The 21,271-nt window shown below is 73.3% G+C and carries 16 protein-coding genes; 5 read left to right on the forward strand and 11 right to left on the reverse strand.

All coding sequences use genetic code 11. The features are described from left to right. On the reverse strand, window positions 1-227 hold a 227-nt coding region (pgk, locus tag IEZ03_RS37630; protein WP_308427950.1), incomplete at its 3' end, for a phosphoglycerate kinase. A gap of 160 nt (window positions 228-387) precedes the next feature. Beyond that, window positions 388-1,392, reverse strand: a complete 1,005-nt coding sequence (gap, locus tag IEZ03_RS06455) for a type I glyceraldehyde-3-phosphate dehydrogenase (RefSeq protein WP_184884938.1) — start codon at window positions 1,390-1,392, stop codon at window positions 388-390. 224 nt (window positions 1,393-1,616) lie between these two features. Between gap and IEZ03_RS06460 the strand changes: the two genes are divergently transcribed. Genes IEZ03_RS06460 through IEZ03_RS06470 form a run of 3 tightly spaced genes read left to right on the forward strand, consistent with a single transcriptional unit; the run spans window position 1,617 to window position 4,862 of the window. Further along, entirely contained in the window at window positions 1,617-2,363 is a 747-nt protein-coding gene (locus IEZ03_RS06460; RefSeq protein WP_189241164.1) for a hypothetical protein, read from the forward strand. Further along, window positions 2,360-3,652: a hypothetical protein gene (locus tag IEZ03_RS06465; RefSeq protein WP_184884942.1), complete on the forward strand. Its 1,293-nt coding sequence runs from the start codon at window positions 2,360-2,362 to the stop codon at window positions 3,650-3,652. Before IEZ03_RS06460 ends, IEZ03_RS06465 begins: the two co-directional genes overlap by 4 nt. Beyond that, window positions 3,642-4,862 carry a hypothetical protein gene (locus IEZ03_RS06470; RefSeq protein WP_184884945.1) on the forward strand — a complete coding sequence of 407 codons (1,221 nt, stop codon included), beginning with the start codon at window positions 3,642-3,644 and terminating at the stop codon, window positions 4,860-4,862. Before IEZ03_RS06465 ends, IEZ03_RS06470 begins: the two co-directional genes overlap by 11 nt. A gap of 234 nt (window positions 4,863-5,096) precedes the next feature. Here the strand turns inward: IEZ03_RS06470 and whiA are convergent, their stop codons facing one another. The 4 genes from whiA to uvrC form a co-directional block, all read right to left on the reverse strand. Continuing rightward, on the reverse strand, window positions 5,097-6,077 hold the full coding sequence (whiA, locus tag IEZ03_RS06475; RefSeq protein ID WP_184884947.1) for a DNA-binding protein WhiA: 981 nt from the start codon (window positions 6,075-6,077) through the stop codon (window positions 5,097-5,099). A gap of 61 nt (window positions 6,078-6,138) precedes the next feature. Beyond that, the gene (locus IEZ03_RS06480) at window positions 6,139-7,113 is read right to left on the reverse strand and encodes a gluconeogenesis factor YvcK family protein (RefSeq protein ID WP_229808067.1); all 975 of its coding nucleotides are present in this window, start codon (window positions 7,111-7,113) and stop codon (window positions 6,139-6,141) included. 55 nt (window positions 7,114-7,168) lie between these two features. After that, on the reverse strand, window positions 7,169-8,047 hold the full coding sequence (gene rapZ / locus IEZ03_RS06485; RefSeq protein ID WP_132055135.1) for an RNase adapter RapZ: 879 nt from the start codon (window positions 8,045-8,047) through the stop codon (window positions 7,169-7,171). Continuing rightward, window positions 8,044-10,062: an excinuclease ABC subunit UvrC gene (gene uvrC / locus IEZ03_RS06490; protein WP_184884951.1), complete on the reverse strand. Its 2,019-nt coding sequence runs from the start codon at window positions 10,060-10,062 to the stop codon at window positions 8,044-8,046. The genes rapZ and uvrC overlap by 4 nt, the downstream gene beginning before the upstream one ends. A gap of 172 nt (window positions 10,063-10,234) precedes the next feature. Between uvrC and IEZ03_RS06495 the strand changes: the two genes are divergently transcribed. Next, window positions 10,235-11,512 carry a mechanosensitive ion channel domain-containing protein gene (locus IEZ03_RS06495; protein WP_229808068.1) on the forward strand — a complete coding sequence of 426 codons (1,278 nt, stop codon included), beginning with the start codon at window positions 10,235-10,237 and terminating at the stop codon, window positions 11,510-11,512. On the opposite strand, the gene IEZ03_RS06500 is transcribed toward IEZ03_RS06495, so the two are convergent. The 3 genes from IEZ03_RS06500 to uvrA form a co-directional block, all read right to left on the reverse strand. Continuing rightward, on the reverse strand, window positions 11,499-11,999 hold the full coding sequence (locus IEZ03_RS06500) for a Rieske (2Fe-2S) protein (protein WP_184884953.1): 501 nt from the start codon (window positions 11,997-11,999) through the stop codon (window positions 11,499-11,501). The genes IEZ03_RS06495 and IEZ03_RS06500 overlap by 14 nt on opposite strands. Window positions 12,000-12,111: 112 nt before the next feature. After that, window positions 12,112-12,561, reverse strand: a complete 450-nt coding sequence (locus IEZ03_RS06505) for a Rieske (2Fe-2S) protein (RefSeq protein ID WP_184884955.1) — start codon at window positions 12,559-12,561, stop codon at window positions 12,112-12,114. Window positions 12,562-12,647: 86 nt separating this feature from the next. Beyond that, window positions 12,648-15,485, reverse strand: coding sequence for an excinuclease ABC subunit UvrA (gene uvrA / locus IEZ03_RS06510; RefSeq protein ID WP_184884956.1), 2,838 nt, complete (start codon window positions 15,483-15,485; stop codon window positions 12,648-12,650). Window positions 15,486-15,804: 319 nt separating this feature from the next. On the opposite strand from uvrA, the gene IEZ03_RS06515 reads away from it, so the two are divergent. Further along, on the forward strand, window positions 15,805-16,551 hold the full coding sequence (locus IEZ03_RS06515) for a maleylpyruvate isomerase family mycothiol-dependent enzyme (protein WP_184884958.1): 747 nt from the start codon (window positions 15,805-15,807) through the stop codon (window positions 16,549-16,551). Between the two features lie 2 nt (window positions 16,552-16,553). Here the strand turns inward: IEZ03_RS06515 and IEZ03_RS06520 are convergent, their stop codons facing one another. Both IEZ03_RS06520 and IEZ03_RS06525 read right to left on the reverse strand, forming a co-directional pair. Beyond that, a complete protein-coding gene (locus IEZ03_RS06520) occupies window positions 16,554-17,291 on the reverse strand; it encodes a Crp/Fnr family transcriptional regulator (protein ID WP_184884960.1) in 738 nt (245 codons plus the stop codon). 79 nt (window positions 17,292-17,370) lie between these two features. After that, window positions 17,371-21,267, reverse strand: coding sequence for a tetratricopeptide repeat protein (locus IEZ03_RS06525; RefSeq protein WP_184884962.1), 3,897 nt, complete (start codon window positions 21,265-21,267; stop codon window positions 17,371-17,373). Between the last annotated feature and the right edge of the window lie 4 nt (window positions 21,268-21,271).

Consider the following 21,271-nt stretch of genomic DNA (forward strand, 5'->3'; position numbering starts at 1 on the left):
GCGGCGACGGGGGCCAGCGAGAACTCGGGCTTCACCTCGCCCTTCGGGCGGCCGAGGTGGGCGCAGACGATGACCTTGGCCCCGCGGGTGCGCAGCGCCTCGATCGTCGGCAGGCTCGCGCGGATCCGCCCGTCGTCGGTGATGGAGCCGTCCTCGAGCGGGACGTTCAGGTCGGCGCGGACGAGGACGCGCCTCCCGGCGACGTCGAGATCGTCAATGGTCCGCATCGGGATGTCGGTGTCCTTCCGTACACGGCCGCGCCGTGGCCTCGCGCCCTTCTGTGCACGGTCTCCGTGCACGGTGCGCGGCCACGGCGCCGACGGCTGCGATCAGTGTTCTCCCGGGGGGCGGCCCCCTAAGCCCCCCGGGGCTGCGCCCTGAGGCGCGTTACAGCTGCGCGCCGACGAGCTTGACGAGGTCGACGAGGCGGTTGGAGTAGCCCCACTCGTTGTCGTACCAGCCGACGACCTTGACCTGGTCGCCGATGACCTTGGTCAGCCCGGAGTCGTAGATGCAGGACGCCGGGTCGGTGACGATGTCGGCGGAGACGATCGGGTCCTCGGTGTAGGTGAGGTAGCCCTTCAGCGCGCCCTCGGCCGCGGCCTTGAAAGCCTCGTTGACCTCCTCGACGGTGACGTCGCGGGAGACCGTCACGGTGAGGTCGGTGGCCGAGCCGGTCGGCACCGGGACGCGCAGCGCGTAGCCGTCGAGCTTGCCCTTGAGCTCGGGCAGCACGAGCCCGATGGCCTTCGCGGCGCCGGTCGAGGTCGGCACGACGTTGATCGCGGCGGCGCGGGCGCGGCGCAGGTCCTTGTGCGGCGCGTCCTGGAGGTTCTGGTCCTGCGTGTAGGCGTGGACCGTGGTCATCAGGCCCTTCTCGATCCCGAAGGAGTCGTTCAGGACCTTCGCCAGCGGGGCCAGGCAGTTGGTGGTGCAGGAGGCGTTGGAGATCACCGTGTGGTTCGCGGGGTCGTACTTGTCCTCGTTGACGCCCAGGACGACGGTGAGGTCCTCGTTCTTGGCCGGTGCGGAGATGATGACCTTCTTGGCGCCGTTGTCGGCGTGCACCTTGGCCTTGGTCGCGTCGGTGAAGAAACCGGTGGACTCCACGACGACGTCGGCGCCGACATCGCTCCACTTCAGGGCGGCGGGGTCGCGCTCCGCGAACGCCTTGATGCCCTTGCCGCCCACGACGATCTCGTCCTCGGTGGCGCGCACGTCCTCGGGGAAGCGGCCGAGGATGCTGTCGTACTTGAGCAACTGGGCCAGGGTGGCGTTGTCGGTCAGGTCGTTCACGGCCACGACCTCGATGTCGGCCCCGGACGCCTTCACGGCGCGGTAGAAGTTGCGGCCGATCCGGCCGAACCCGTTGATGCCTACTCGGATGGTCACGGAAAGGCTCCTCGCACGTCGATAGCGTCCGGCGCTGCCGGACTGTCAACTACGGTCGATCCAGGGGATCTCCCCTACGCTCGACCCTATCCAATGACCCGCGAGTAGCTTGACACCGGCGGCGTGGGAATCCCGGGGTGAGCGCGCCTCCCCCGGTCGGGGGATGGCTCCCGTTCCGCCCCCGCTCACGGCATATGGCACGTCTTTCACTACACTCGCCGTCCATGCGCGGCGGGTGGCTCGTCCTGATCTTGAGCGGGGTGGTCCTGCTGGCCTGCCCGCTGCCCGCCGTCGCGCGGGAGCGCGCGGAGCCGGTGTCCCGCGCCGACCACATCGCCGCACAGCTCCGCCGCGACCCCGTCTACGTCACCGACCACGCCCCGCGGGCGCTGCCGCCGGACGCCGCCGAGCGGATCAGGGCGGCCGTCGCGCGCCTCGGCGTCCCGGCGTACGTGGCGGTCACGCCCACCGTCGGCCTCAGCACGGGGCGGCACGATGAGTCCCTCCTGCCGCTGCTTCGCGACCGGCTCCGGAGGGACGGGGTCTACATCGTGGCCTCCCCGTCCTCGCCCGGCGGCGAGGTCCGCCAGTACGGCGGTTCCCGGCGGGTGCCGCTGGAGGACGCGTGGCGGGCCGCCGAGAACGAACTCGCCTACGACGCGAGCACCCCCGAGCGGATCGAGCTCTTCGTCGACATCGCACTGTCGGGCCGGGCACGGGAACGCGCCGAGAACCCGCCGCCGAGACCGAAGTCGGAGGTCCGCAAGGCGCTGGACGCCGACGATGCCGCGGACCGGCGGGCCGCCTTGATCGAGTGGGGCGTCTTCGGCGGGGGCACCGCGCTCAGCGGAGTGCCCCTCCTCGCCCTCCTGACCTTCCTCCGCGTCCGCCGGGGCACGCGGCGACCGAAGGGGAGACAGGCCGCGAAACAGCGGCAGAGACCGAAGAAGCCGGCGAAGGGCCGCAGATGAGACGCGCGGGCACCGTGGCGATGCTCGCCGCCCTCCTCCTCACCGCCCTCGTCCTGACCACGAAGGCCGCGGGCACCGCGGCCGCGGACGACCCCCCGCACGCCTACCACCGCCTGGACCGGATCTCGGCGTCCCTGGCGAAGGACCCCCTGTTCGTCGACCCCGACGTCAGCCACGCCCTCGACGAGTCCGAGCGCGCCCGGGTCCGCCGGGCGATCGGCGAGACCTCCCGCAGCCTCGGCGTGCCCGCCTATGTCGTCGTCGTCCCGAACCAAGGCGACTCGGAGTCCCAGGGCCGCGACGAGGCGTTCCTGTTCGCGCTGCACAAGCGCGCCGGCCGCGACGGCCTGTACCTCATGGCCAATTCGCGCGGCGGCCTGGAGTCCGAGGCGTTCCGGGTCCCGCGCCGCCACCGGGACTCGGTGCTGGACGAGGACGAGCCGGGTTCCTGGCGGCCCGCCGACACCGACCGTCCGTTCGACGACCTGGCACAGCGGATCACCGAGCGCCTGAACGGCTACGCGACGGCCCCTTCCGCGTCGCCCGCGATGCCGAGGCTGTACTCCACCCCCGACCCGTTCGGGAAGGAGAACGAGCTGACACCGGCCGAGCCGGAGATCTCGGCTCCCCTCCTCACCGGTCTCCTCCTCGCCGGGCCCGCCGCGGCCGTCCTGCTGTACTGGGCGGGCATCGGCGTCCTCGCCCTGCTGCGCCGCGAGAGCACGCCGCGGGACAAGCGGAGGCCCGCGCGGCACAGCGCGGCCTGGACCGAACCCAGCATGCGGCGGCTGCGCCGCCTGGCGGCCAAGGACGTCGGCGCGCTCCGCCAAGCGCTCGCCACGGCCGACGCCGAACGCGGACGCTCCTACGCCGTCTCCGCCTACGATGCCGCCCAGATCCTCTACGACGACGCCAAAGAGGACGAAGACCGCGCCATCGACCTCGTCGGCGCGATCGTCCTCGCGCGCCAGGGGCAGGTCGCGCTCAGCCGGGACAGCTCGGACCCGCCCGTCCCCTGCGCGGTGAACCCGCTGCACGGCGACTCCGTCACGCGCAGGCGGCTGGCGAAGCTCACCCACAAGGTCCTCCCGAAGCCGTGCCCGCTGTGCGAGAGCTGCGCCGACGTCGAGAAACGGCAGGGACTGACCGACCGGCACCTCCTCAAGGTGCCGGGCCCCGGCCGGCCCCGCCCCCACACCGCGATCCCCGGCGTGTGGCGGGACACCGCATGGGGGGCCACCGGCAAGAAGTTCCTTCCGCGCGTGATGAGGTATCTCGGTGTTGAGTGAACCGTCCCCCGGCGAACGGCTGGCGGCCGCGCTGCGCCGCTCCCCGATCTACGTCGACCCGTCGCTGGCGGCCGCGCTCCCCCGGGCGGAGCGGCGTGGGCTCATCGCGAAGTTCGGCAAGGCGCCCGCGCCCATCTTCGTCATTCTCGTCCCCCTGGTCGCGGGCGGCACCTGGTCCGACGCCAAGGAACTGGCGACGGTCGTCCACGACCGCCTCGGCCGCGACGGCGTCTTCATCACGTTCGACGACAGCACCGACGAGCTGGCCGCCCGCGAATGGGGCGGCGAGCATCAGGCCCGCGACGCCGCCTGGGCCGTCGCCCTCGACCGCGCGATGGACGACGCGTCGCTCGCGGACAAGCTGTCGCGCATCATCGACCTGATCGTCTCCGGCACCGGCACCCGGGAGTACAAGCGGGTCTCCGCCGAGATCAGGGCACGCATCAGCAGGCGCCCCGAAACCCGCGACAGCCCGGCGCCGGACGAGGACGGCGGCCTGGCGCTCCCCCTGGGCGCGGCGGGAGCGGCGGGAGCGGCCGCCGCCGGCGTCGCGGGCCTCCTGCTGTGGCGCCGCCGCCGCATGGCGTCCGCCGCCCGGCGCGACGTGGAGGGCGAGGGCGTCCTGATGCCCCGCACGGTGTTCGAGACCGCGAGCCGCGCGAACGAGGACCAGCTCCGCGAGCAGGCGTCCCGCGAGGTCATCCACTTCGGCGAGCTCCTGGACGAGACCAGCACCCCGACGAACGAGCGGGCCGGCACCCTGATGGCCCGCGCCCTGGACGCCTACCAGGCCGCGGGCAAGACCCTCGACGCGGCCCGCGGCATCCCCGACCTGGCGGGCGTCCTGGTCCTGGTGGACCAGGGCCGCGACGCCCTGGCGTCCGCGCAGGCCGTCGCGAAGGGCAAGCCGGAGATCCCGCCCATGCCGCTGTGCTTCTTCAACCCCCTCCACGGAGACGCCACGACGAAGCTCGACTGGCGCCCCCTAGGCTCCCGCGAGCGCCTCCGCGTAGAGGCGTGCCGCACCTGCGCCCGCGCGACCCGCAACAAGCAGACGCCGGACGTCCTGACAGACACCCGCGAAGGCCGCCCCGTCCCCTACTACGAGGCCGACCCGAAGAAGAGCATCTGGGCCGAAACCGGCTACGGCCAACTACGCGAAGACCTGATCCACAGAGTCCTAAGAGGCGACCTGAACAACCCCAGGTAACCCACAAACGAACAAACGCGGCCGAGTCCCCCAAAGGAACTTGGACAAGACCCAAGCCCCGGGCTCACGGGTCGTGCGGCCGGAGCGAGCGCAGCGAGCGCAGGCCGCACGACCCGCCGAGCCGGGCGACCGCAGCGACACCAAGAACCCGCACGGTCACACCAAACCGCAACAGTGGCGTGAGGATCGACCGGCTCGGACCGGGGGGTTTGGGGGGTCGCCCCCCCCAAACGACTAAGGCGCCAGCATGTCCGCCGTCAGGTTGGCGTCGGTGCCGGGGATGCCCTGGTCGCCGGCGCGCTTGTCGGCCATGGCGAGGAGGCGGCGGATGCGGCCGGCGATGGCGTCCTTGGTGAGGGGCGGGTCGGCGAGCTGGCCGAGTTCCTCCAGGGACGCCTGCTTGTGCTCGAGGCGGAGGCGGCCGGCGTTGACGAGGTGCTCGGGGGCGTCGTCGCCGAGGATCTCCAGGGCGCGGGCGACGCGGGCGCCGGCGGCGACGGCGGCGCGGGCGGAGCGGCGGAGGTTGGCGTCGTCGAAGTTGGCGAGGCGGTTGGCGGTGGCGCGCACTTCGCGGCGCATCCGGCGCTCTTCCCAGGCGAGGACGCTGTCGTGGGCGCCGAGGCGGGTGAGCAGGGCGCTGATGGCGTCGCCGTCGCGGACGACGACGCGGTCGACGCCGCGGACCTCGCGCGCCTTGGCGTGGATCTTGAGGCGGCGGGCGGCGCCGACGAGGGCGAGCGCGGCCTCGGGGCCGGGGCAGGTCACCTCCAGCGACATGGACCGGCCGGGCTCGGTGAGCGAGCCGTGCGCGAGGAACGCGCCGCGCCAGGCGGATTCGGCGTCGCAGGCGGCGCCGGCGACGACCTGGCGGGGCAGGCCGCGGACCGGGCGGCCGTTGTTGTCGATGAGGCCGGTCTGCCGGGCGAGGGACTCGCCGTCGCGGAAGACGCGGACGACGTAGCGGTTGCCCTTGCGCAGACCGCTGGGCGCGAGGACGACGACCTCGGAGGTGTGCCCGAACACCTCCGCGATGTCCCTGATGAGGCGCCGCGCCGCGACGCCGGTGTCGATCTCGGCCTCGATCACGATGCGGCCGCTGACCAGGTGCAGCCCTCCCGCGAAGCGCAGCAGCGTCGAGACCTCGGCCTTGCGGCAGCACGGCTTCATGACCGTGAGCCTGCTCAGCTCGTCCTTGACCACACCGGTCATCGCCATCTGATGAACCCTCCCCCTATCGGACTCCCAGCAGTGTGGCCGATCCCGGCCGCGCGGGTCGTCAGTCGGTGAATATCTTGTAGAAGGCTTGGGCCAGCCGGGCGGGTTCATGACGCGGCGAGCCGTCGTCGGCGGCGACGTCGGCGAGGACGAGGCGCCCGCCGATCTCCTGGACGGCCTTGTCGAGGGCCGCCGGGTCGTCGACCACCCCGTCGTCGGCGAGGACGACGTCCACGCTGAGGTCGGGGGCGTGCGCCCGCAGGACCTCCAGGTGGGTCTGGGGGGAGAAGTCGTCGGTCTCGCCGGGCTGGGGGGCGAGGTTGAGCGCGACGGCGCGGCGGGCGCGGGTGGCGGTGAGGGCGCGCGCCAGCGCCGGGACCTTCAGGTGGGGCAGGACGCTGGTGAACCAGGAGCCGGGGCCGAACACGATCCAGTCGGCGTCCTCGACGGCGGCGAGGGCTTCGGGGCAGGCGGGCGGGTCGGCGGGCACGAGCGACACCCCGAGCACGGTGCCGGGCGTCTTCGCGCAGGCGACCTGCCCTTTGACGTGGGTGATCTCGTCGGGGCGGGCGGGGTCGGCGCCGCGGACCTCGGCGACGATGTCCATCGGGACCGCGGCCATCGGCAGCACCCGGCCGTGCGCGCCGAGCAGCCGCCCGACCCAGTCGAGCCCGGCGACGGTGGAGCCGCCGGGCGCGTCGGCGGCGCCGGCCCCGAGGAGTTCCCACAGCGCGACGATGAGGAGGTTGCCGACGGCGTGGTCGCGCAGGTCGCCCTGGGTGCGGAAGCGGTGCTGGACGACGTCCCGCCAGGTCTGGCCCCATACGTCGTCGCCGCACAGCGCGGCGAGCGCCATCCGCAGGTCGCCGGGCGGCAGCACGCCGAGCTCGCGGCGGAGGCGTCCGCTGGAGCCGCCGTCGTCGGCGACGGTCACGATCGCGGTCAGCCGGTCGGTGACGCGGCGCAGTGCCGACAGCGAGGCGTAGAGGCCGTGGCCGCCGCCGAGCGCGACGACCTTCGGGCCGTTGGGCTTCACCGTGCCGTTTTCCTGCTCTCCTCGTGCGGGGCCCGCGCCGGGTTCCGGGCGGGCGTCACTCGCGGCCGAGGTCACGGTGGGCGACCTGCACCTCGATGCCCTCGTCCCGCAGGCGGGCGGCGATCTGTTCCGCCATGGCCACACTACGGTGTTTGCCGCCGGTGCAGCCCACGGCGAGGGTCACGTAGTGCTTGCCCTCGCGCTCGTACCCGGCGGACAGCAGGCGCAGGACCTCGGCGTAGGCGTCCAGGAACTCCTTGGCGCCGCGCTGGCCGAGCACGTAGTCGCGGACGGCGGTGTCGCGGCCCGTCTTCGGCCGCAGCTCCGGCACCCAGTGCGGGTTCGGCAGGAACCGGCAGTCGACGACGAGGTCGGCGTCGACCGGCAGGCCGTACTTGTAGCCGAACGACACGACGGTCGCGCGCAGGCTGGACTCGCCGGTGTCGTTGCCGAAGAACCCGATGATCTTGTTGCGCAGCTCGTGCACGTTGAGGCCGCTGGTGTCGATCACCAGGTCGGCCTCGGCGCGGACCTCGCGGACCAGTTCGCGCTCCCGCGCGATGCCGTCGACGAGGCGCCCGTCGCCCTGCAGCGGGTGGGGGCGGCGCACGCTCTCGAAGCGGCGCACCAGGTCGGCGTCGCTCGCCTCCAGGAACACGACCCGGGGGTGGACCCCGCGCGCCTCCAGCTCCGCGATCGAGGAGTGCAGGTCCTCGGTGAAGGCGCGGCTGCGCACGTCCACGACGACGGCGATGCGGGGCACCGCGTCCTTCACCCGGCCGCCGAGGTCGGCCATCGTGGCCAGCAGCCCCGGCGGCAGGTTGTCGACCACGAACCAGTCGAGGTCCTCCAGCGACTTGGCCGCGGTGCTGCGGCCCGCCCCGGACATGCCGGTGATTATCACGATGTCCGGGATCTTCGTCTCGGTGCTCATGACCGCCTCCCCCTGTGCTCCCCGTCCACGCCGGCGCCGATGCCGCCGCCGTCCCCGCCGCCCGCGCCGGGCCGTCCCGGCGGGACCCCGGCGCCGTGCAGGGCCGCGACGATGCCCTCGGCGCTGCGCATGCCGATTCCCGGGACCTCGGCGACCTGCTCGGGCGTCGCGTCCTTCAGCCGCTTCAGCGAGCCGAAGTGTTTCAGCAGCGCCGCGCGGCGCGCCGGTCCCAGACCAGGAACGTTATCGAGTTCGCTCATCGTCATGGACTTGGATCGCCGTTGCCGGTGGAAGGTGATGGCGAAGCGGTGGGCCTCGTCGCGGATCCGCTGGACGAGGAACATGCCCTCGCTGTTGCGCGGGAGGACGACCGGGTCGGCCTCGCCGGGCAGCCACAGCTCCTCCAGCCGCTTGGCGATGCCGCAGACCGCGATGTCGTCGACGCCCAGCTCGTCCAGCGCCCGCTGCGCGGCGGCGACCTGCGGCGGGCCGCCGTCGACGAGCACCAGGTTGGGCGGGTAGGCGAACTTGCGCGGCCGCCCGGTCTCGGGGTCGATCGGCTGGTGCGCGCCCTCTTCGAGGTCGGCGGCGTCCCCGAGGTGGTCCAGTTCGCCGGTCTTCTCGGTCTCGGCGAGGTAGCGCTTGAACCTGCGGGTGATGACCTCGTGGATGGAGCGGACGTCGTCCTGGCCCTCGACGGCCTTGATCGTGAACCGGCGGTACTCGCCCTTGCGGGCCAGGCCGTCCTCGAACACGACCATCGACGCGACGACGTTCGTGCCCTGCAGGTTCGACACGTCGTAGGACTCGATGCGCAGCGGCGCCTCGTCCAGCTCCAGCGCGTCCTGGATCTCCTGGAGGGCGCGGCTGCGGGTCGTCAGGTCGGACGTGCGGCGCGTCTTGTGCAGCTTGAGCGCCTCGTGCGCGTTGCGGGCGACGGTCTCCAGCAGGGCCTTCTTGTCGCCGCGCTGCGGGACGCGGAGCCGGACGGGCCCGCCGCGCTGCTCCGACAGCAGCTCGGTCATGGCCTCCTCGTCGGGCGGGAGGGCCGGGACGAGCACCTCGCGCGGCACCGACTCGCTCTCGCTGTAGATCTGGATGAGGAAGTGCTCGACCAGGTCGGCGGTGGTGACGTCCGCGACCTTGTCGACCACCCAGCCGCGCTGCCCCCGGATCCGGCCGCCGCGCACGTAGAAGACCTGGACGGCCGCCTCCAGCTCGTCCTCGGCGAAGGCGATCATGTCGCAGTCGGTGCTGTCGGGGAGGACGACCGCCTGCTTCTCCAGGGCGCGCTCCAGGGCGCGGATGTCGTCGCGGAGGCGGGCGGCGCGCTCGTACTCCTGGGCCGCGGCGGCCTCGCGCATGTCGCGTTCGAGGCGCTTGATGAACCGGGTGGTGTGGCCCGCCATGAAGTCGCAGAAGTCCTCGGCGAGCAGGCGGTGCTCCTCCGGGGAGACGCGGCCGACGCAGGGCGCCGAGCACTTGCCGATGTCGCCGAGCAGGCAGGGGCGGCCGAGCTGGTGCTGCCGCTTGAACACGCCCGCGCTGCACGTCCGGACGGGGAACACGCGCAGCAGCTGGTCGACCGTCTCCCGGATCGCCCACGCGTGGGAGTACGGACCGAAGTAGCGCACGCCCTTGCGTCTGGCGCCCCGCATCACCATCACCCTCGGGAAGTCCTCGTCCAGGGTGACGGCGAGATACGGATAGGACTTGTCGTCGCGGTAGCGGACGTTGAACCTCGGGTCGAACTCCTTGATCCAGGAGTACTCGAGCTGGAGGGCCTCGACCTCGGTGGCGACGACCGTCCAGTCGACGCGGGCGGCGGTCCGCACCATCGTCTGGGTGCGGGGGTGCAGCGCGGAGAAGTCGGCGAAGTAGGAGTTCAGCCGCTGGCGCAGGTGCTTCGCCTTGCCCACGTAGATGACCCGGCCGTGCTCGTCGCGGAATCTGTACACGCCGGGGGATTCCGGGATCGAGCCCGGTGCGGGTCGGTAGGTCGCCGGATCTGCCACGTCCACGAGCCTAGTCGGCGGGGCCGACACGCCGTGCGTCGCCCGCGCGCCGGTCCGGGGTGACGGAGATCTCGCCGCCCGGCCGGGGTGATACCGGAGGCTTCGGAAAGGCAGAATCAAATGTACGTTGTGCGGACGGAGATCGTCGCAGCCTGAGGGGGTCGTCGCGCAAGTGTCCGCGTTCTGGGGATGGGTCGTGCTGGCCGCCGTCGTCGCCACGTCGGTGATCGTCGTGGAGGCCGGGCGGCGGCTGCTGGCCGGGCGGCTGTCGGCGCGCTGGCCGGGCGCCGGACGCGTCGCCCGCCGCGTCGCCGCGCCGGCGTTCGCGTTCGCGGCCGTCGTCAGCACCAACGCCGCGATGCCGTACCACCTGCTGGGAGACGGCGCGGAGGGCGCGGTCCGGCACGTGCTGCGGATCGCCGCGATCGGCGCCAGTACCTGGCTGCTGCTGCGGATCGTCTACGCGCTGAGCGATCCGCCGCTGGAGCGGCTGATGCACATCGAGGGCGAGCGGAACCGGCGGGCCCGGCGGGTCCGCACCCAGATGCTGCTGCTGCGCCGCATCGCCGCCGTGGTGATCGTGGTCCTGGCGGTGGGCGCGGCGCTGTTCACGTTCCCCGGCGTCCGGGCGATCGGCGCCGGGGTGCTGGCGTCGGCGGGCGTCGCCGGGCTGGTCGTCGGCATCGCGGCCCGGCCGACGCTGGGCAACCTGCTCGCCGGGCTGCAGCTGGCGTTCAGCGACGCGCTGCGGCTGGACGACGTCGTCGTCGTGGACGGCAACTGGGGCCGGGTCGAAGAGCTGACGCTGTCGTACGTGGTGCTGCGCCTCTGGGACGACCGGCGGATGATCTACCCGGTGTCGCACTTCACCGAGCAGCCGTTCGAGAACTGGACCCGGCACTCCAGCCGGCTGCTCGGCTCGGTCGAGCTGCACGTCGACTGGTCCGTACCGGTCGACGAGCTGCGCCGCGAGCTGTACTCCGCGCTGAAGGAGAACCCCCTGTGGGACCGCCGCGAGTGGATCCTGCAGGTGGTCGACGTGCAGCCGAACGGGCTGGTGACGCTCCGGGCGCTGATGAGCGCCGCCGACTCGGCGAGCACCTGGGACCTGCGCTGCGACATGCGCGAGCACCTGGTCTCCTACATCCGCGACAACCACCCCGGCGCGCTCCCCCGCTTCCGCGTCGGCCATGAGGACGGCGCCGTCGGCGCCTCCCCGGACGGCGCTCAACCGGACGGTGCTCAACCGGACGGTGCTCGCCCGGACGGCGGGCGCGCGGACGGCGGGCGCGCGGACGGCCGCGAGGCGGCGTACCGGGAGGTCGTCGGCGGGGAGGCCGCCGGCGGCCCCGGGGACGGCGAGCGGGCCGCCCGGCGCGAGGACGGCCCGCGCGAGGACGGCCCGCGCGGGGACGGCCCGGCGCGGCCGAAGACGCTCAGGCGAGCATGATCTTGTCCCCCTGGACGGTGATCCGCCGCTCCTCCAGGGGCTTGTCCGCCGGCGGGCTCACCACCGAGCCGTCGGTGATCTTGAACTTGCTGCCGTGGCAGGGGCAGTTGATCGTGCCGTCGGCGACCGCGTCCACGTCGCATCCGCGGTGGGTGCAGGCCGCGGAGAACGCCGTGAACTCGCCCTGCGCCGGCTGGCACACCACGACCTCCGCGTCCTTGAAGACCTTGCCGCCGCCGACCGGGATCTCCCCGGCGGATGCGAGCGCCTCGCCGGTGCCGCCGCCATCGGTGCCGCCGCCCGTGTCCCCGCCACCGGAGCCGCCCGCGTCGTCACCGTCCCCGGAACCGCCGCACGCCGCGGCGAGCCCGGCGAGGCCGGCGAGCCCCGCCCCGAGCAGGACTCCCCGGCGGGTGTTCCCGCCGTCCGGCGCGTCCCCCGGCCCGCGCTCCGCCTCATCGGCCCGCGTCCCCGACTCCTGTGGCATGTTCACCCTCCAGTGACCTCTGCGGTTCCGTCGTGTCACCAGTGATCACGCGCGGGAGGGGGAGGTGGTTCAAATCAGAACCAGTTTTTCGGGTCCCGCCGGAGGGCGCCGCTCAGGTGACGACGATGCCGCCGTTCCTGACCTCGACGGGGTACTCGGTGAGCGGCCGGTCGGCGGGCCCCTTCTGCACCGCCCCGTCCGCGATCTTGAACTCGCTGCCGTGGCAGGGGCACCTGATCAGCCCGTTCTGGACCTTGTCCACCGAGCAGCCCTGGTGGGGGCACACCGCCGTGAACGCCTTGTACGTGCCCTCGGCCGGCTGCGTCACGACGACCTTCTCGCCGGCGTAGACCTTCCCGCCGCCGACCGGGATGTCGGCGGCCTTCGCGATCTCCTGCCCCCGGAGGTCCTCGGCGGACTTCTCGTCCCGGCCGCTCGCGCAGCCGGCGAGCAGGGCGGCGCCCGCGACCCCGGCGCCGCACAGCACGGTGCGGCGCCCGATTCCCCCGTCCCCGGCCGATCCCGCCACCTGCGGGGCTCCGGGCGTCACTTCGTCAGTCATGGCTCCATGATCCTGGACCCGGCCGCGCACCCCGCACCGACCCACCGCCTTCACCGGCCCCGGAACCGCTCCGGGGATCCGGGCGGTCAGCCGAGCATCTTGGCGAGGAACTGGCCGGTGTGGCTGGCGTCGATCCCGGCGACGTCCTCGGGGGTGCCGGTGGCGACGACGGTGCCGCCGCGCGAGCCGCCCTCGGGGCCCATGTCGATGATCCAGTCGGCGGTCTTGATGACGTCCAGGTTGTGCTCGATGACGATCACCGTGTTGCCCTTGTCGACCAGGCCGTTGAGGACGCCGAGGAGCCTGCGGATGTCCTCGAAGTGCAGGCCGGTGGTCGGCTCGTCCAGCACGTAGACGGTGCGGCCGGTCGAGCGCTTCTGCAGCTCGGACGCCAGCTTGACCCGCTGGGCCTCGCCGCCGGACAGGGTGGGGGCGGGCTGGCCGAGCCGGACGTAGCCGAGGCCGACGTCGTTGAGCGTCTTCAGGTGCCGGTGGATCGCCTTGATCGGCTCGAAGAACTCGGTGGCCTGCTCGATCGGCATGTCGAGCACCTCGGAGATCGTCTTGCCCTTGTAGTGGACCTCCAGGGTCTCCCGGTTGTAGCGGGCGCCGTGGCAGACCTCGCACGGGACGTAGACGTCCGGCAGGAAGTTCATCTCGATCTTGATGGTGCCGTCGCCGGAGCAGTTCTCGCAGCGGCCGCCCTTGACGTTGAAGGAGAACCGGCCCGGCTGGTAGCCGCGGACCTTCGCCTCGGTCGTCTGCGCGAACAGCTTGCGGATGTGGTCGAACACGCCGGTGTAGGTCGCCGGGTTGGAGCGCGGGGTGCGCCCGATCGGGGACTGGTCGACGTGGACGACCTTGTCGAGCTGGTCGACGCCGTTGACGCGCTTGTGCTTGCCGGGGACGAGCTTCGCCCCGTTCAGCTTCTTCGCCAGCGCGCTGTAGAGGATGTCGTTGACCAGCGTCGACTTGCCCGAGCCGGACACGCCGGTCACGGCGGTGAGGACGCCGAGCGGGAACGACACGTCCACGTCGCGGAGGTTGTTCTGCTGCGCGCCCTTCACCGTGACCTCGCGGCCGCGGGTGCGGGGCCGGCGGATCTGCGGGACCGCGATCTCGCGGCGCCCGTCCAGGTAGGCGCCGGTGATGGAGCGCTCGGACTTCTTCAGCTCGTCGAGGGTGCCGGACACGACGATCTCGCCGCCGTGCTCGCCGGCGCGGGGGCCGATGTCGACGATCCAGTCCGCGGCGGCGATGGTGTCCTCGTCGTGCTCCACGACGATCAGGGTGTTGCCCATGTCGCGCAGCCGGAGCAGCGTCTCCAGCAGCCGGTGGTTGTCGCGCTGGTGGAGGCCGATGGACGGCTCGTCCAGCACGTACAGGACGCCGACCAGCCCGGAGCCGATCTGCGTGGCGAGCCGGATGCGCTGCGCCTCGCCGCCCGCGAGCGTCGCGGACGCCCGGTCGAGGGTGAGGTAGTCGAGGCCGACGTCCAGCAGGAACCCGAGGCGGGCGTTGATCTCCTTGAGGACGCGCTCGGCGATGTGCCGCTCGCGCTCGTTCAGCTCCAGCGCCAGCAGGAACTTCGCGGCCTCGCCGATCGGCATCGCGGCGACCTCGGCGATCGACCGCCCGCCCATGGTGACGGCGAGCACGACCGGCTTGAGCCGGGCGCCGTCGCACGTCGGGCAGGGGATCTCCCGCATGTAGCCTTCGAGCTTCTCCCGGCTGATGTCGCTCTCGGCCTCGGCGTGCCGCCGCTGGATGTAGGGGATCACGCCCTCGTACGCGGTGTAGTACGACCTCGTCCGGCCGTACCGGTTCTTGTAGCGCACGTGGACCTGGGTCTCGTGCCCGTTCAGGATCGCCTTGCGCGCCTTGGCGGGCAGCTTCTCCCACGGGGTGTTGAGGTCGAAGCCCATCGCGTCGCCGAGCGCGGACAGCAGGCGCAGGAAGTAGTCGCTCACGTGGCCGTTGGACCACGGCTGGATCGCGCCCTCGCCGAGCGTGAGCTCGTCGTCGGGGACGACGAGCTCGGGGTCGACCTCCATGCGCGTGCCGAGGCCGGTGCAGTCGGGGCACGCGCCGTAGGGCGAGTTGAACGAGAACGACCGCGGTTCGAGCTCCTCGAACGACAGGTCGTCGTAGGGGCAGTAGAGGTGCTCGGAGTACATCCGGGTGCGGTTCTCGTCGTCCTCGGGGACGTCGACGAAGTCGAGGACGATCGTGCCGCCCGCGAGGCCGAGCGCCGTCTCCACCGAGTCGGCGAGCCGCTGCCGCGCCGAGTCCTTCACCGAGAGCCGGTCGACCACGATCGCGATGTCGTGCTTCTCCTGCTTCTTCAGCTTCGGGGGCTCGTCCAGCCGGATCGCCTGCCCGTCCACGATCGCCCGGGAGTAGCCCTTCGACTGCAGCTCGCGGAACAGCTCCAGGTACTCGCCCTTGCGCCCGCGGATCACCGGCGCCAGCACCTGGAACCGGGTGCCCGGCTCCAGTTCCAGCACCCGGTCCACGATCTGCTGCGGCGCCTGGCGGGTGATCGGCCGCCCGCACTCGGGGCAGTGCGGGTGCCCGATCCGCGCGTACAGGAGGCGCAGGTAGTCGTACACCTCGGTGATCGTCCCGACCGTCGACCGCGGGTTCTTGCTGGTCGACTTCTGGTCGATCGACACCGCCGGGGACAAGCCCTCGATGAAGTCGACGTCGGGCTTGTCCATCTGCCCGAGGAACTGGCGGGCGTACGCCGACAGCGACTCGACGTAGCGGCGCTGGCCCTCCGCGAAGATCGTGTCGAACGCCAGGCTGGACTTGCCCGAACCCGACAGACCGGTGAACACGATCAGGGAGTCACGCGGGAGGTCGAGCGAGACGTCCTTCAGGTTGTGCTCGCGTGCTCCACGCACGATGAGTCGGTCATGCACGGTGTTGATCCGGTTCCTCTTCTGGGCGCGGCCGTGGGATGAGACAGGCCGGTCTCAAGGCTAGCCAGGGGGTCCGACAGAATCCCCCGAGTTGATAACGGCGGCGGCCGCCGCCGCATTTCCCGGCGCTCCCCGCCCGTCCCCGGAGAGCCCGGACGGACCACCGTACCGTACACGTGTTCGAACGATGCCCGCCACCGGAACGGCTCCGGCGGCGGACGCGCCGCCGCGGCCGTCGGAAAGTTTCAAGATCGCTTGGGTGGGGCGCGGGCGGGGCGGTGCGAGGATGGAGGCTCTTTCCGGTGCTGGGAGGCGCGTCATGGACTGGCGGGAAGTGATCGACGAGCTGGATGCCGGCGTGGAGCGCATCGCAGGCACGCTCGCGAAACTGGACGAGCAGGACCTGCGCGGCGCGTCGGCGCTGCCCGGCTGGAGCCGCGGCCACGTGGCCACGCACATCGCCAGGAACGCCGACTCCCTGTGGAACCTGCTCGAATGGGCGCGGACGGGCGTGGAGATCCCGCAGTACCCGAGCATGGCCGCCCGCAACGCCGCACTCGACGAAGGCGCCGGACGCGGACGGGACGAACTGGTCGAGGACGTCCGCACGACCGGCGCGCGGTTCGTCGAGCAGGCGAGGACGCTCCCCGAGGCCGCGTGGAGCGCCACCGTGCAGTCCATGGGGGGCTGGGAGCATCCGGCGTGGTACACGCTGTACCGCCGGTGGAACGAGGTCGAGGCCCACCACGTGGACCTCGCCGCCGGGTACGGCCCGGCCGACTGGCCCGAGCCCTATGTCCGGTGGGCCCTGACCAGCACGCTGGCGGACATCGCCGCGCTTCCGGACGAACAGCGCGGGGAGCTCGGCGGGTTCCGGATCACCGCGACGGACTCCGGGGAGTCCGCCGACCTCGGGTGGACTCCCGGCGGCCCGGAGGCGTCCGGGTCCGGGCGGGCGCTGCTCGCCTGGCTGAGCGGCCGCACGGACGGCTCCGGCGTGAGCGTCCGCCCCGACGGCCGGCCGCCCCTGCCGCCGCCGTGGCCGCACCGGCCCGCGGGGTTCTGACCTCAGTCGGTGTCGTGGCCCGCGAGGCGGTGCAGGGCGTCCACCGAGCGGACGACGATCGCGTTGCGGGCGACGGTGAGGCCGCCGCGGACCGGCTCGGCGGCGAGGATCTGCGCGACCTTGCGGCGGCTCATGCCCGCCCAGCGCCCGAGGTCCTGCTGGGTGAGCGGGATCCGGACCTGCACGCCGCCCGCCTCGTCCGGCACCGTGGCCGGAGCCGGAGCCGGGGCCGTGGCCGCGCCGTCCGACCGCTCCTCCTTGACCGGCGACCCGAAGCGCGACACCAGGCGCAGCAGCCGGCTCGCGAGGCGGCGTTCGGGATCGTCGGGGAAGTGGGCGATGCGCAGCTCGTTGGAGTCCCGCAGCCGCTCGGCGAGGACGGCGGCGACGGCCCAGGCGGAGCCGGGATGGTCGTCCAGGACGCCGCGGAACCGCGCGGCGGGCAGCACGAGCGCCTCCACGCGGGTCAGCGCCTCGACGTTGGCGTGCCGGACGCCGCCGTCCACCGCCTCCACCTCCCCGGCGATGTCGCCCGGGCCGAGGACGTCGAGGATGGCGGTCTCGCCGTCCCGGTCGACCCAGACCTTCGCCACGCCGGTGCGCAGCACGAAGACCTGGGACGCGCGGGTGTGCTCGCGCATGAGAAACGCGCCCTGCCTGATCACCACCGGGGTGCCGTCCCGGCGCAGGGCGTCGCGGACGCGTTCGGGCAGCGCGTCCCAGAAGGGGGTGGTCTCCATCTCGCCTCCTCCCCCGGGCCGCGCCCGGGGTCACGAGGTCCAGTGAACGCCGCGCTGCGCCGGTGGACCAGGTCGTCGGTCACATGCCGAGGGATCTGTCCGGTTCGAGCCAGCTGTCGAGGGCGCGGATCCGCCGGACGCAGTCGGCCGCCGCGGTCTCGTCGCCGAGCGCGAGATGGCAGTCGCGCAGCAGCTGCAGGGCGCGGCGCAGGCCGCGCCGGTCGTCCATGTCGCGGCGGATGCCGGCCTCGGCGGTGACGTGCTCCACGGCGCGGGCGTGCTCGCCCAGCAGTCCGCAGGCGCGGGCCATGAAGTGCAGCGCGGACGCCTGCGCCCGGGTGTCGCCGAGTTCGGCGGTGAGGTCGTGGGCGCGCCGCCCGGCCTCCAGGGCGTCGCCTGCGCGGCCGAGGTCGAGGTGGATGGCGGCGAGGTGGGCCAGGGCGGTGCCCTCGCCGTGCCGGTCGCCGACCTTGCCGAGGAACTCCAGCGCCTCCAGCTCGCGTTCGAGGGCCTCCTCGGGGCGGCCGGCGCGGCGCAGCACGGCGGCGAGGGTGTCCTTGCCGACGCCGAGGCCGTGCCAGTCGCCGCCCGAGCTGCGGATGTGCAGCGCCTGCCGGGCGGCGCGCTCGGCGTCCTCGGGCAGGCCGAGCCGGGAGTAGGTGCGGGCGAGGCTGCCGAGGGTGCCGGCCATGCCGCCCTGCGCGCCGAGCTGGTGCCACAGGTCGAGGGCCTCCAGGCCGAGGACGAACGCCTCCTGGGGCCGTTCGAGCCGGCGCATGATCACGGACAGGTGCTCCAGGTCGTGGGCCTCGCCGTGCTGGTCGCCGATCTCGCGGCGGATCTCCAGGGCGCGCAGGAGGTGCTCGCGCGCCTCCGGGAACCGTCCGAGGCGCCAGTGGACGATCCCGATCTGCGCGAGCGTCTCGGCCTCGCCGTGCCTGTCGCCGGTGTCGCGGTGCAGGCGCAGCGCCTGCCCGCAGTAGGTGAACGCCTCGGCGAACTTGGTGGCGTCGCACATGAGCCTGGCGAGCGTGGTGAGCGTGCGCGCCTCCCCGTGGCGCGCGCCCAGGGAGCGGTAGGTGGCCAGGGCCTGTTCGGCGTCCTGCCGTGCCATGTCGCGCAGGCCGAGCGTGGCGTTCATGCGCGCCAGCTCCGTGAGCGCCTGGGCGGCGCCGTGCATGTCGGCGAGTTCCTGCCGGATGGAGAGGGCCTCCAACGCGTGCGACACCGCCTCGTGGACGTTCCCCTGGCGGCGGTGGACCTGGGCGATGGTGAGGAGGGTCTCCGCCATTCCCGGCAGGTCGTCGTTCCGGCGCCGTATGCCGAGCGCCTGCGCGGCGTGTTCGAGGGCCTTCTCGTAACCGCCGAGGCCCAGGTACGCGCGGGCGAGGGTCTCGTGGCCCTTGGCGACCGCGCCGCCGCCCCTTTCGCCCCCGAGTTCCCCGTGGACGGCCAGCGACAGGCGGGCCTGGTCGATCGCGGTCAGGTAGCGGCCCAGCACCACGTGGACGTCGGCGAGGGTGGCGAGGGTGACGGCCTCCCCGTACCGGTCGGGCGGGTCGACGGCCCGGAAGCCGCGCCGCGCGTCCTCCCCGTACCCGATGGCCTGGACGGCGTCGCCCAGCTCGAAGTGCGCCATCGCGAGGTTGTGCAGCATGACGGCGGCCGCGGCCCAGTCCTCCTCGGTGCGGGCCGCGTGCAGCCCGGCCTGGTGGACGGCGATGTTGTCCTCGCTGTAGCGCCGGAAGTCCTGGAAGTCGAAGAGGGCGTCGGCGAGTTCCCAGCACGTGCGGTGCAGGCCGAGCCGGGCGGCCTGGTGGACGGCGGCGACGAGGTTGCGCCGCTCGGCCTCGAACCAGGCGAGCCCGGCCGCGCGGTCGGCCGCGGGCGCCGATCCCTGCGCGTCCCCCTCCTGTGCTTCGTCCCGCCGCGGCGGCGGCGTCCTGTTGAGGCTGTTGAGGGTCGGGCGGGGCCGTCCCGGCAGGGCGGTGCCGGCGGCGCGGGCGTCGGCGAGGTAGGCGGCCAGGAGCCGCTGCTGTGCCGCCAGCTGGTCGCCGTCGGAGTCCTTCAGCAGCCCTTGCTCCCGCGCGAAGTCGCGCAGGAGGTCGTGCATGCGGTAGCGGTCCGGTCCGACGTCCTGCACCAGGTACGCCTGGCGGAGGCCCTCCAGGAGGTCGCGGGCCTCGTCCACCGTCCGGTTCTGCAGGGCGGCGAGCGCGGTGGGCGTGAAGTCGGGGCCGGCGACGAGCCCGAGCATGCGGAACGCCTCCCGCTGGTCCCGGCGGAGGCTCCGGTAGGCGACGTCGAAGGTCGGGCTCACGGCGGCCCGCACCCCGGGCCCGGACCCGCCGTGCACCGCGCCGTCGCCCAGCCCGCCGCCGGTCAGGCCCGGCCCGTACGGCGCGGCGTCCTCGGCGTCGCGGGCGGCGAGTTCCCGGACGGTCGCCGCGACGGACTCGCCGGGGTTCTCGGCCAGCCGCCCGGCCATGACGCCGAGCGCAAGCGGCAGGTGCCCGCACTCGCGGGCCAGCCGCACGACCGCCTTGTGCTCCTCGCGGACGCGGGCGTCCCCGGGGCCGAGGACGTTGGAGATCAGGTCCACCGCCTCCTGCGACGCCATCTCCTGCAGTTCCAGCGTCCGGATGTCGGCGTTCTCCAGCAGCGCGGGCAGCCGCTGCCGGCTCGTCACGATCACCAGCCCGGACGTCGCGGCGGCGAGCAGCGGCCTGACCTGCTCGGGACGCGACGCGTTGTCCAGGATCAGCAGCATCCGCCGGTCGGCCAGCATCGACCGGCACTGCGCCGCGAGCTCCGCCTCGGTGCGCGGGAGCCGGTCGCCGGGCACGCCCGCCGCGCGCAGCACCTGCCCCATCGCCTCCGCCGGGGTGGCGGGGCCGCGCCGCGTGCCGCGCAGGTCGGCGAACAGGACGCCGTCGGGGAACCGGTCGACGACCCGGTGCGCCCAGTGCAGCGCCAGCGTCGTCTTCCCGACGCCCGCCATCCCCTGCACGATCACGGCGCGCGGCCACTCGGACTGGCTCACCAGCAGGTCCAGCTTCCCGAGGCTGATCGCGCGGCCGGCGAAGTACGGGTTGTCCGGGGGCAGGCTGACCTGGGGCGGGCCGGCGCCGTCCGGGCGCACCGGCCCGGGCGCCGCGATCCCGGCGTCCTCCCCGGGCCCGGCGGTCCGCGCCGCCTCCCGGTCGGCGGGCTCGTCGGCGGCGGGCCACTCGTCGCCCCACGGGCTCGCGGCCCGGCGCAGCCGCTCGGTGTCCAGGATGGTGAGCGGGCGGGGCCTGCCGTCGAGGATGCCCCGCGCCCGCCACAACCGGAACCACCGCACCAGGGTCTCGCGCGAGATGCCGGCCCAGTTCGCCAGCTCCGCCTGGCTGAGCTTCAGCGGGATCCGCGTCCCCTGCCCGGGGGCGGGCTCGCCGAACCGGTGCGCCAGTTCGAGCAGGTGGTACGCGAGCCGCTGCGGATGGTCGGCGGCCCGCACGGCGTGCCGGCGGCCGCCGTAGGTGACGGTCTGGGAGATCGCGTGCATCATCGCCTCGGCGACGTGCGGGCTGGCCGCCAGGAGGCTGCGGAACTTGCGGCGGTCGACGCGCAGCGCCGCGACGTGGTCGAGCGCGGCGACGGTGCCGCGCTGCGGATGGCCCCACGGGGCGAGGGCGCCGACGAGGTCCCCCGCGCCGAACAGGTCGATGATCGACTCGTCGCCCTCGCTGGAGTCGACGAACTCCTTGGCCACCGCGTTGCTCGCCGCGGCGGGGGACGCCTTGAACACCACGTACACGGCGGGCGCGACCGACCCCTGGTGGCACAGCATCCCGCCGGGCGGGATGTCGGTGCGGCGGCCCATCGCGCGCAGGGCCTGCCGGTCGGACGGTTCGAGCCGCTCCCAGAAGCTGCCCGGGCGCACGCCCATGACGGGCCGGGGGGCCGTCCCGTTCCGCGGGACCTCCTCGATCAACCGA

The organism is Actinomadura livida (assembly GCF_014648675.1).
GTDB lineage: Bacteria > Actinomycetota > Actinomycetes > Streptosporangiales > Streptosporangiaceae > Spirillospora > Spirillospora livida.

What these genes read in the sequence shown, in the direction of transcription:
- rapZ (WP_132055135.1), bottom strand. Translation starts at nt 8,047, where the DNA reads ATGAGCACCGAGACGAAGATCCCGGACATCGTGATAATCACCGGCATG.
- IEZ03_RS06460 (WP_189241164.1), top strand. Translation starts at nt 1,617, where the DNA reads ATGCGCGGCGGGTGGCTCGTCCTGATCTTGAGCGGGGTGGTCCTGCTG.
- IEZ03_RS06500 (WP_184884953.1), bottom strand. Translation starts at nt 11,999, where the DNA reads ATGCCACAGGAGTCGGGGACGCGGGCCGATGAGGCGGAGCGCGGGCCG.
- whiA (WP_184884947.1), bottom strand. Translation starts at nt 6,077, where the DNA reads ATGGCGATGACCGGTGTGGTCAAGGACGAGCTGAGCAGGCTCACGGTC.
- IEZ03_RS06465 (WP_184884942.1), top strand. Translation starts at nt 2,360, where the DNA reads ATGAGACGCGCGGGCACCGTGGCGATGCTCGCCGCCCTCCTCCTCACC.
- IEZ03_RS06505 (WP_184884955.1), bottom strand. Translation starts at nt 12,561, where the DNA reads ATGACTGACGAAGTGACGCCCGGAGCCCCGCAGGTGGCGGGATCGGCC.
- IEZ03_RS06515 (WP_184884958.1), top strand. Translation starts at nt 15,805, where the DNA reads ATGGACTGGCGGGAAGTGATCGACGAGCTGGATGCCGGCGTGGAGCGC.
- IEZ03_RS06520 (WP_184884960.1), bottom strand. Translation starts at nt 17,291, where the DNA reads ATGGAGACCACCCCCTTCTGGGACGCGCTGCCCGAACGCGTCCGCGAC.